Source organism: Mesobacillus jeotgali (genome assembly GCF_014856545.2).
In the GTDB taxonomy this organism is placed as follows: domain Bacteria; phylum Bacillota; class Bacilli; order Bacillales; family Cytobacillaceae; genus Mesobacillus.
In genome coordinates this window covers 4,274,430-4,286,382 of record NZ_CP109811.1, presented here as the reverse complement: position 1 = coordinate 4,286,382, position 11,953 = coordinate 4,274,430, and the positions used below count along the sequence as shown (strand labels likewise).

The window sequence follows — 11,953 nt, the reverse complement described above, 5'->3', positions numbered from 1 at the left end:
GATTTTATGAAATGGGGGTCAGTCCTTCAGCGCTTTACCGCGCTGGGGGTCTGACCCCCATTCGTTCACCGCATCACCGCGCCGGGGGTCTGACCCCCGATGGTTCACAGCGTTAAAGCGACTCTCTTTTGTGCCATATTTCGGGATGAAATGACATTATTCTTTAATTTATGTATAATTGTGCAGTAAATATTTTTAATGAGGGTGCGTGTGCTGTGTTATTTAATTCGTATGAATTTATTTTCTTTTTTCTGCCTTCTGTTTTTGTTATTTATTTTGTTCTTCAGTATGCGGGTCTTTCGCGGCTGGCGAAGATTTCGCTTGTCGTGGCATCCTTATTTTTCTACAGCTGGTGGAATGTAAGTTACCTTCCATTGATCTTGGCGTCTGTTGTGGTCAACTACGCTGTCGGAACTTACCTCGGCAAAACCAACAAACTGGGAACACGTAAAACTGTCCTTACAATCGGAATCATCTTCAATGTCCTGTTATTGGGCTATTATAAATACACTGATTTTTTCATTGCTACAGTAAATACTGTGCTAAAAGAAAGCTTTCCTTTGCTTCATCTCGCGCTGCCGCTGGCGATCAGCTTTTTCACCTTCCAGCAAATCGCTTACCTAGTCGACAGCTACCGCTATGAAACAAAGGGATACCGATTCGATGAGTATATGCTTTTCGTCGTGTTCTTCCCGCAGCTCATTGCCGGTCCGATCGTCCATCATAAAGAAGTGATGTCCCAATTCCATAACGAGAATTCACGGTTGAATGCGAAGAACATTTCGCTTGGATTGTACATCTTCGGCATCGGCCTGTTCAAAAAAGTCATGATCGCCGACACCTTTGCGATATGGGCAAACGATGGATATAAAAACGCCTTCGACTTGAACCTTGTCGAAGCCTGGATCGCCTCGCTGTCTTACACATTCCAGCTTTACTTCGATTTCAGCGGGTATGCGGACATGGCAGTGGGGGCGGCGCTCTTATTCAACATCATGCTGCCGATTAACTTTAACTCGCCATACAAGGCCCTGAACATCCAGGATTTCTGGCGCCGCTGGCATATTACGCTAAGCCGTTTCCTGACGGCTTATATCTACATTCCGCTTGGCGGCAGCAAAATCAGCCCGTCGCGTACCTACATCAACATCATGATCATCTTCATGGTCAGCGGTTTCTGGCATGGCGCCGGCTGGACGTTCATATTTTGGGGGTTCATGCACGGGGTAGCTTCTGTCATTTACAGATGGTGGAACCGTCGCGGCTATTCAATGCCCAAGCTGCTCGCATGGTTCATCACCTTCCAATTTGTGAATGCAGCGTGGGTGTTCTTCCGGGCAGAAAGCTTCGCGCAAGCGATCGCAATTCTAAAAGCAATGTTCGGAATGGGTAAAATAGAGCTGCCAACCAGGGTGGCAAGAGTCCTGGAACCAATCTTCAATATCAATCTTTTGCCAGATGGCCCGATGCTTTATACAACCCCGAGCGTACTGCTGATCATCATCGGCGTGCTAGTCGTGACGTTTAGAAAAAATTCATTCGAAATGCTTGAAAGATTCAAGCCAAACAACATCAACATGGTATTCATCGTGCTTATCTCGATCGTATCGATTTTACAACTTGGAAAAGTTTCCGAGTTCCTGTATTTTAACTTTTAATGTTTGAAGGAGTTCTGCACGTGGAGCATCAATATAAGAAGTACGTTCTTAAATTCATAGCCGTCTTCGCAGCAGTGCTAATCCTCATTGCTGGGTTCGTTTATGTGACTGACCCTTACGTCTATTATCATAAAGAGGGAATTTACAAGCGGACTTTCACGAAAAATTTCAATATGCGCTACCAGATGCCCGGTTTGATCAGGAATCTGGAGTACGAAACTTTGTTTGTTGGCACATCGATGTCACACAATTTTACCGAGGAAAAAATAGATGAAGTCTTGAAGACGAAATCGTTCAATGCAACGATATCCGGCTCCTCCGCAAGAGAACAGCGGAAGGCGGTTGAGTTAGCGATGAAGTCAAAGGATATCGATCATATCTATTGGGAAATCAATTATGATTCGCTGGCCGGTGATCCGGACCGTGTTGATGCGACATTCCCTAAATTCCTGTATGACCGCAATTTAATCAATGACATTCCGTACCTTCTGAGTTACGAAGCAATCAAAAAGATTGATTACCAGATCAAGAATCAGCATCTTGTAAAAGACGATGTCAATCCACATCTCTTCTATAAATTCGGTGCGAAAAAAGAGCCGCTGACAATCGATAAAATGAGGGCTCAAACGGAGGGGCTGAATGCACCGCCTGAAGCATCGCATAACCTGGAATCCTATATGGAGAGCTTCAGGAAGAACATGCTGTATATGGTAGAAAAATATCCAGACACGAAGTTCACGTTCTTTTATGCTCCATATCCCATTACAAGGCATATGGTGATCCAGTCCCAGAAGCCTGACATTAACGAAGACAGACTTCAGACCAAGCTGGCAATCTTTAACGAATTAAAAAGCTATAAGAATACGGAAGTCTATGATTTCCAGGATGAAGCAGATATCACTTTCAATGTCGGGAATTATATCGATCGTTCTCATTACTTTCCATATATAAATGACATCCTGCTCGAGAAAATGGCTTTCGAGAAACCGATTCAATCTGAAAAAGAATACAAAGAAAAAGTAGAGAGTTTATCAGACCAGCTTGAAAACTTCTCATATGATCAGTTAAAAGAACAACCTCTCCACGTCAGTAATAATGAATAAAGAAGGCTGCCAGACAGAATCTGGCAGCCTTTTCTTTACCTCTAAAAAGCCTGTCCCATTGGACCACTCTCCATAATCCACGAAATTTCAACACCTGCATTGTCGGTTGATGCGATATTTCTTTGTATGGTATTTCTTGTAAAAGTCATCGAAAAAAAGTAGTATTAGAATTGGATGAGAATTCCAATAGTAGAGACAGGGGGAGTGGAAATTGGGGAAATGGAAAAAGAACCTCGTTTCGATTGGTGTCAGTGCCAGCCTAATTGCAGGCACAGCACTCATGCCGGGAGGAGCAACATTTGCAAAATCTAGTGATAAGCATGTTGGGACATCAGCAATTTCGGTGAATTCACCATTGCTGCAGCAAAAACTCGACCAGAAAAAACCGCCGTTCAGTGAGGATACTTTGGTTATAAAGTACCAGAAGCCTCTGACTGCAACAGAACATCGCAGGCTCGGGGGAACATTGGTCCATCAGGTTTCAGGGTTGAAATATGCTGTTGTTCAGGTGAAGGATAAAAAGAACCTACATAAGGTCATTTCACAATACCAGCAGCTTGATAAAGTTGTTTCAGTTACTCCATCTGTACTGTACCAGCAGCTTGGCCTCAAAGACCCAAAGGTTGGGGAGCAGTATCATTTAACCCAGCTGCAGATCGAAAAAGCGCAAAAGCTTTCCGGGAAAAATAAAGTGAAGGTTGCCGTCATCGACACTGGGATTAAAGCAGACCATCCTGATTTAAAAGGGAAAATCATTTCAAGCAAAAATACCGTCAATCCTATCAGCCCCGGGATGGCCGATTCACATGGAACTCACGTTGCCGGAATTATCGCTGCGAAAAAAGATAACGGAATCGGCGGGTATGGAATCAATCCGGATGCTGATATCCTTTCTATCGATGTTTTTGACCGTGGATGGGGCGCAAGTGACTATGCGATTGCCGAAGGAATCCTCGAAGCTGTAAGGAGCGGGGCAAGAGTCATCAATATGAGCCTTGGAGGCCCAATGCCTTCGCCGATCATAGAGGATGCCGTCAAGCAGGCAGTCGCCAGGAATGTGGTTATTATTGCCGCAGCCGGCAATGATGCTACTGATTGGACAAACTATCCGGCGGGATATGAAGGTGTCATCAGCGTTGGTTCTACCAATAAGTATAAAAAACTATCAAGCTATTCTTCTTTCGGGCCTTCTGTTGACATCGTCGCTCCGGGAGAAGATGTCTACAGTACAATCTATGAACCGGAAAAACTATCAAGCTATCGTAAAATGAGCGGTACGTCCATGGCATCTCCGGTCGTAGCAGCAACTGCTTCACTTTTGCTTTCCAAGTATCCAAAGCTTACTGCCTCACAGGTTGAGTATATTCTGGAGCACAGTGCAGATGACCTGGGCGAAAAAGGTTTTGACGTAAAATTTGGACACGGGTTAGTGAATCCTGTAAAAGCACTGCAATTTGACCAGAAGAAGATTCCTTCCATCGTAAATAAGAAAATGACGGAAAAAGAAATCTTCGCAGCTGCCAAAAACGTGAAAGTCAGCGAGCAATCATTGTTCACTGATGCAATCACTAAGCCTTACGAGGAAAAATGGATCAAGTTCGATGTGAAAAAAGGGGACAACATCCAGTCTGTATTATCCGGTGCGGATAAATATGATTACAAAATGATGATGCGATTCACTTCTGCCAGCACAAAGCGCATTCATGAAGTCAATAAAGTTCGTGAAGGCAAGGCGGAAGGCAAGCTTTTCATAGCTCCAGCTGATGGAGTACTGGCGATAGGCGTAAAGGACGTCAATGCAAACTATGATGACTCTAAAAAGAAAACATCTAAATATACTTTGCAGGTAAGCAGGACAACCGGTCATCTGACAGATGATTCAGACCTTGAGAATCCAGTGGCAATCGAAACGATTCCATACAGCAATGACGAGAATCCGCTGACTTTTACAGGAAGGTATGGAGAAGATGATGACTACTTCACGTTTTCCGTAGAAGAACGACAGGTCGTAAAGCTGGAAGTAAGTGCGGTTCCGGGAACCAACTCGGCAATCAGTGTTTATCCGGCTGATATGATCCTGCCAGTTTCAGGTGAGATGCCTGAGGGAGAATATCCTGATAAAGGTGAATACCAGGCGGCGCATGAAGGTGAACATGGCGAGGAATTCGAGCCAATGTACTATGCCAACAATGGCGGAATCAGTGAAGGGGAAGCATTGACCTTTACTGCTGAGCCAGGAATGCCTTATGCTGTAAAAGTTTCAAATCAGCCTGGCAACTACTATGGTATGTATGAATTCTATTATGGCTATGATATGTTCACTGAAACAATGGTGAAGCCTGAAAGCTCTTTGGTACCATATTTCTTCAGTATTAACGGTAAAGTAATGCCGGCGGATGAAGACAATCTTCCGTTCATGGAGGAACCGCCAATGTCAGAGGAGCCGATGGAAGAACATGCTGAAGGAGACCTTGAGCAGCAAAGGGTTAAAATTGCTTCAGCCTATCATGCAGCGCATGAGGAAAACCCTGAACTGGAATACCTGAATATGGTCCAGGAGAATGCACGACCATATACAATCGGCAAACGTGCAGACGGATATTTATCATCATTCGAGGATGAGGATTGGTTTACACTCAGCCCTCAGCAAACAGGAGTATACGAGTTCACACTCGATAAGTCAGGCAATATTCCTTGGTTTGAAATCTATAAGCTCGAAACTGAAAAGAATGATGAAGGTGAAGAGTTCAAATGGCTTAACTATATCGGAACAAATGTCACCTGGGAAATGTTTGGCAATGGAGTCACCACTAAAGTATACACAGGTTTGAAAAAGGGAGAGAAATACCTTATCAAACTGAACAACGATTATATGAGGAACGAAATCAGCTTCAATTCATATGCATTCAATTCAAGACTTGTCACGAAGGATGTTATGGATAAATACGAGGACAATGACAAGCTGGAAAAAGTAAAAGACATGCCAGGTGCAGTGGTTCAAGGCAACTTCGGTATGCCAAACGACCAGGATGTATTCTACTTCAAGGCAAAGACTACCGGAGTCCATGGTGTTACTCTCGAGCGTGGTGCTTTGACCAAAACGCTTAGCCGCCTGCCGAAAGAAATCGTCAGTCCGTTCTACGGCTTTGTCCAGATCATCGAAGACCGGAACAAAAATCGCAAAGTGGATGAATTTGAATACAACCTTGCTCAATATATTGAAAAGGGAGTATATAACGGCTATACCTTTGGTTCTTTCAAGGCTAAAAAAGGCAGCAACTACATTATCGTGGCAGCTGGCTGGCCAGAGAGTAGCACACCGTTAACTCTACTGCCTTACAAGCTGACTGTCGCTGCAGCTAATACGAAGGATGAGGACGCAGGCAATAAAGTAGTAAACAATAAAGCATCCAAGCCTGTAAAAATGAAGAAATTAACAGTTCATACATGGGAGTCAACAGGCCACTTCAATTCCGGATTAACATTCGGTGACGAGGACTGGTATACATTCACCCTTGAGCGCAACTCTTCAGGTGTCATCAAATTGGAAGGTTCTATTGAGACAGATGGCAAAATCGAGCTATACCAAAACGGTAAACTGGTTTCTAAGGCTGATTTCTATCCAGAAGGTGATGCCGAAGTGTTATCAGCTTCTTTGAAAAAGGGAACTTACCAGATCAAAATCAGCGATTTCCATGGCAGCTCAACCATCAAGCCATATAAGCTGAAAGTGTATATGAAGTAATAAATAGAATGGAAGGGGCAGCGCCTCTTCTATTTTTTTCTTGCAAAATTCAGTCAATTATCAAAAGAACACCTGGTTCAGGTAATAAATAAATTTACTAGCTAAATATGACAATATTTCTTATTTTATCCTTGTATAAAGATGCCAACGTGGTAAAATAGTAATGTAGCACAATTCCTGTTTTGTTATTTTTCAAATGTGCAAGGGTTGGTTATGGCCGATGAAGAGTACCCGCTTAAAAAGCGGGTACTCTTCATTTTTTGAGAAGTCCTGTCTTCATACTGATTGCAGCTTTTGGAAGATTCATGTGACTTTTCGAGCACTGCAACAGTCAAATAAATATAAAAAATCCGGATCCTCCAAAACGGGGGATTCGGATTTTTTCATTCATTATATGGTTTCTTTATGCTCGACAATTTTAACCTTCCACCTCGAAAGGTCAGGATCCTGAACAAGCAATAGCTCCTTAGGGAAAATAAATGTCCAAGGCTTGCTTGTATTGGCTTTTACCTCGAACTGTTCCAGAGCGAATCCACCTTTGGCAATCACTTCTCCGGCTGCGTCCTCGACTTGAAGAGGAAGTTGATGCAGCTGAACATTCTTGTTATTCCCATTTCGGATGAATATCGTGACATTCAGGCCATCATTCTCGTTTTTCTTCGCCTGGAGCCCCATGAAATTCACTTCACCATCATTTGGCGGTCCAAGTTTTTCAACAAGCTTGACGAGCTTTTCCTTTTCATCATCCGGAAGGACGTTTTCCCATGCCGGATCCAGATCAAGGCGGTGGGGAGCTTTGATTTCAAATGCAAGCTTCCAGCCTTCGGGAGGTATTTCATTGGTCAGGACATCACTTAATTGAAAATGGAAATGCCATGGTCTGCTGCTGTTTGCCGGAATTTCACCAAGCTCTCTTAAATCGAACACCCTGCGAGCCAAATGCTCTCCATTTGGACCAATCAGCAGTATTGGTGATTCATTAAGACTGATCGCTTTCGGCACACTATTGCGGACAAATGCAGAGACAACCAGCTGGCTTTCTTCTGCACGAAGCTCAATTCCTGAAAGTGATACCTGGTTCGGCTTCAAAGGAGGAAGCTCATTGTTGAGGAAACGCAGTACATACTGTGTTTCCTGCGGTACATTCATCGATGGGTGCAGCGACAGCTCTGTGTATACTTCCTGGTTATCTTCAACGGCACTTTCGTCATCAAGCAATTCCTTTGAAGCTACTACAGTATCTTCGCCTAGTTTTTCAATCTTATCTTTTTTGTTTTTTTTGAAAAAAGAAAACATATCCTTAATCCTTTCTATTCCTGGGATTCAGCTACAATCATGAGCTGTGCAGTCTGGATGCTGATTTCTTTCGTGATTTTATAATAGGCCATTTCAAAAAGTTCCAGGCCTTCCTTCTGATAAAGGCGCATAGGATCCTCCTGCTGATAATGGCGCATTCCGATGCCTTCCTTCAGCCTTGTCATGTTTTCAAGATGCCTGATCCAATTGCGGTCGATCACAAAGGTATTAGACCCTCTTAAAGCTTCCTGCAGCTGCAGGTTATCACGTACAGACTCTGCTTTTTCTTTGAATTCTGAAACACGGCCTTCAGTAAGCTGCTGGATGGTTTTCTCGTCAAAATTCTCATCAGGGAATTCAATATTCATTCCTGGAAGGAATTGATCCAGCTCGAGCTTTAAATCTTTCAAAGGCCAGTTCTCTGGAATTTCGTCCTCAAGGCAATATTTGTCCAATAAGTGCTTGACGGTACGATCCACAAGCGGCAAGATGATCGAAATTTGATCTTGCTCTTCAAGTACCCTGTTGCGGAGAGTATAAATGACATTGCGCTGCTCGTTAATGACATCATCCAGCTGCAGGTTATATTCGCGCATGGAGAAGTTTGCACCCTCCACAATCCGCTGCGTGCGGTCGACAAACTCGGATATCTTTTTGTTCTGGATGACGCCTTTTTCATCAGTAACCACGGTAGGCTTGAGCTTTTCCAGATCATCCTGGGCGAACCGGCGGAACATATCATCCTCGATCGAGATGAAGAATTGAGAAGATCCAGGATCACCCTGTCGTCCTGCACGGCCCTTAAGCTGATTGTCGACACGGCGGCTTTCATGCCTTTCTGTACCGATGACATGCAGTCCGCCTAATTCCGCTACCCCTTCACCAAGGAGGATGTCAGTTCCGCGGCCGGCCATATTGGTCGCGATTGTGATTCTGCCGCGCTGTCCAGCCTGGGAAATCAGGCGGACTTCCTGTTCAACCGTCTTGGCGTTCAAAAGTTCAAATTGCAGGTTTTCATTCTTGAGGTATTCTGCAACTTTTTCCGATTGAAGGATTGAGGTTGTTCCTATAAGAACTGGTTGGCCTTTGACATTTCGTTCCTTGACTTCATTTGTAACAGCGGTGTATTTTTGGTCCTTCGTTTCAAACACAAAATCTGTAAGGTCTTTGCGAATGACAGGCTTATTAGTAGGGATTTGAATGACATCCATCCCATAAACCTGGCGGAATTCGCTTTCTTCTGTCTTGGCAGTACCAGTCATACCAGACATCATTGGGTACATACGGAAATAGTTCTGTACTGTGATCGATGCCTGTGTTTTATTTTCATCTGTAACCTCTACACCTTCTTTGGCCTCCAGTGCCTGATGAAGTCCATCTGACATCGTGCGGCCTTCCATGATCCTGCCTGTGAACATATCGACCAGCATGACTTTGCCATCCTTGACAATATAATCAACATCCCGTTCGAACATCACATGTGCGCGCACTGCCTGGATCATATAGTGATACAGCGTTTGGTGTTCAAGGTCATAAAGATTATCGACACCGAATGCTTTCTCAACTTTATTGATGCCGGTATCCGTAAGGCTTGTTGCCTTCGTTTCTTCATCGAAGGTATAATCAACATCTTTTTCGAAGCGTTTGGCAAGTCGGGCTCCAATATAATGGAGGTCCGCGCTTGATTCCATTTTGCCGGCAATGATCAAAGGTGTTTTCGCTTCATCGATCAACACGCTGTCAATCTCATCGATGATCGCAAAGTGGTAAGGCCTCTGGACACGCTGTGCTACGCTGGCGACCATATTGTCACGCAAGTAGTCAAAGCCGAATTCTGTCCCGATTCCATATGTAATGTCAGCCTGATAGGCAAGCTGCTTTTGATTTGCCTCCATCATCGGCACATTCAATCCGACCGTCAACCCTAGAAACTCATGGATCTTGCCAATCTGGTTACGGTCACGTGTAGCAAGGTAATCATTGACTGTGATAACGTGAACACCTTTTCCCTCAAGGGCACGAAGATAGCTCGGCAGTGAAGCGACCAATGTTTTGCCCTCGCCAGTAGGCATTTCAGCAATATTGCCTTCATTGAGGACAAGGCCGCCGATCAATTGGACATCATAGTGACGCAGGCCAAGCACGCGCTTTGATGCTTCGCGAACGACAGCAAAGGCCTCGACTTTGATATCATCGATCTTTTTGCCGCTGGCAAGCTGCTCCTTAAAGTAAACTGTTTTATTTTTAAGCTCATCATCACTGAGTCTTTCAATCTCTGGTTCTATTTGATTAATTTGTTGTACTAACTCCCGATATTTCTTAAGGCGCTTCTCATTCGAATCGCCAAATTTCTTCTTTAAAATCGACAGCATCCATTAACGCTCCCTTAATCATGTTTGAATATTTAATTAAGCTTTTACACTTTGATTAGTGTCTAGCTTCAGCGCCTATCCCCTCGAGTCGTTTCGGTCCGCCCGATGAAGTCAAAGAACGACTTCACCGGTCGGCCCTCCAGCGCTTGTCGGGGCTGACCAAGGCGCTTGCGCTTTTTATAGTAGTATATCATTTATTTCCTTATAATAGTATGTTTTGCCAAGGTGACAAATTTTTCTATTATTCTCGGTAACTTATTCGTATTACACAACGTCTATATAAAAGATTGAGTTGAATACCCACTAAATAATAAGGTTATTTACGAAAAGTATAGGAGGCTGGAATACGTTTGTTTTTCAAGGGAATCGGGAAATGGTACTAGTAAAAATGAAGATATTTGTCGATAGTTAGGAATATTAGTTGTTTCAGAGATTACTAACTTATGCTATAATGCTTTTTGTGGTAATCTGAGCAATTGCTCATTTCGGCTAAAAACATGCACTGCAGACAGTCCTGACAGCTGCTTTGTGGACTGACAATTTATAACGGAAAAGTCATCAATTAGATGTTCAAAATAAACCCGCATTGGTTATGCTATTTATTAAGGAGGACCAACATGATTTATGTTACAATGTTCATTTGTTTTATCACCTCCATTTTGATCACGCCGCTGGTAAAAAGGTTTGCCATTAAAATCGGCGCGACAGATAAACCCAATCAAAGAAAAGTCCATCAAAAAATCATGCCTCGACTCGGGGGCTTAGCAATTTATATCAGCTTCATCGTCGGCTTGCTCGTACTCCAGCCAAGCAGTGCAACCCACTGGCCGCTGGTACTCGGCAGCTTAATCATTATTTTAACCGGAATTTTCGATGATATGTTCGAGCTTTCCGCTAAAATTAAGCTAGCCGGACAATTGGCAGCAGCCATTGTTGTAGTCGTTTGGGGCGATGTGCTCGTATCGTTTATCAACCTGCCTTTTGGCGGAGTAATCGAATTCGGTTACTTGAGTATCCCGCTGACCATTTTGTGGATTGTCGGAATAACCAATGCCATCAACTTGATTGATGGTCTGGATGGCCTGGCAGCCGGTGTTTCATCCATTGCATTAATTACCATCGCTTTTATGGCGTTGATTATGGGTAATTATTATGTTGTTGCTATCGCTGCAATATTGCTTGCAAGCACACTTGGTTTCCTGTTTTACAATTTCCATCCAGCAAAGATTTTCATGGGAGATACAGGAGCATTGTTCCTGGGCTATATCATAGCTGTACTTTCCCTGTTGGGATTCAAAAATGTCACAGTCATTTCATTGATTGTTCCTATTATTATCCTCGGTGTACCCATATCTGATACATTTTTTGCGATCATCAGAAGGGTAGTGAATAAAAAGCCGTTATCGGCACCTGATAAATCACACTTGCATCATTGCTTATTGAGACTTGGGTATTCGCATCGCCAGACTGTAATCTTGATTTACGCTCTTGCAGCATTCTTCGGATTAACAGCTGTGATTTTCTCCCAGGCAAAGGTATGGGGTTCATTCCTTGTAATTGCCGGCCTGTTGCTGCTGATTGAAGTGTTAGCGGAAAGTATCGGCTTGATGGGGAAGAACCATCGTCCATTATTAAAATTTGTTCGTCGTTACTCGACAGCAAAAGATCGATCATAATGAAGTAAGCCGTTCCTGAATTGGAACGGCTTTTTTGTTGGGAAAATGGACTGTTTAGGGATAGGTAAAAAAATTATGTTTAGTCTTAGTGGTGTTGGATATA

The 11,953-nt window shown here is 43.5% G+C and carries 6 protein-coding genes; 4 read left to right on the top strand and 2 right to left on the bottom strand.

The features are described from left to right. The first annotated feature begins 215 nt into the window (after window positions 1-215). The 3 genes from FOF60_RS21935 to FOF60_RS21925 all read left to right on the top strand — a co-directional run bounded on the left by FOF60_RS21935 (window position 216) and on the right by FOF60_RS21925 (window position 6,506). Window positions 216-1,658 carry an MBOAT family O-acyltransferase gene (locus FOF60_RS21935; protein ID WP_192469934.1) on the top strand — a complete coding sequence of 481 codons (1,443 nt, stop codon included), beginning with the start codon at window positions 216-218 and terminating at the stop codon, window positions 1,656-1,658. A 20-nt stretch (window positions 1,659-1,678) separates the two neighbouring features. Continuing rightward, window positions 1,679-2,761, top strand: a complete 1,083-nt coding sequence (locus tag FOF60_RS21930) for a hypothetical protein (protein ID WP_192469935.1) — start codon at window positions 1,679-1,681, stop codon at window positions 2,759-2,761. 211 nt (window positions 2,762-2,972) lie between these two features. Further along, window positions 2,973-6,506, top strand: a complete 3,534-nt coding sequence (locus FOF60_RS21925; RefSeq protein ID WP_192469936.1) for a S8 family peptidase — start codon at window positions 2,973-2,975, stop codon at window positions 6,504-6,506. Window positions 6,507-6,896: 390 nt separating this feature from the next. On the opposite strand, the gene FOF60_RS21920 is transcribed toward FOF60_RS21925, so the two are convergent. Then, on the bottom strand, window positions 6,897-7,802 hold the full coding sequence (locus tag FOF60_RS21920; protein WP_192469937.1) for an accessory Sec system S-layer assembly protein: 906 nt from the start codon (window positions 7,800-7,802) through the stop codon (window positions 6,897-6,899). Between the two features lie 14 nt (window positions 7,803-7,816). Further along, window positions 7,817-10,174 carry an accessory Sec system translocase SecA2 gene (gene secA2 / locus FOF60_RS21915; protein ID WP_192469938.1) on the bottom strand — a complete coding sequence of 786 codons (2,358 nt, stop codon included), beginning with the start codon at window positions 10,172-10,174 and terminating at the stop codon, window positions 7,817-7,819. 617 nt (window positions 10,175-10,791) lie between these two features. On the opposite strand from secA2, the gene FOF60_RS21910 reads away from it, so the two are divergent. Beyond that, window positions 10,792-11,850, top strand: coding sequence for a glycosyltransferase family 4 protein (locus tag FOF60_RS21910; protein ID WP_192469939.1), 1,059 nt, complete (start codon window positions 10,792-10,794; stop codon window positions 11,848-11,850). Window positions 11,851-11,953 lie beyond the last annotated feature (103 nt).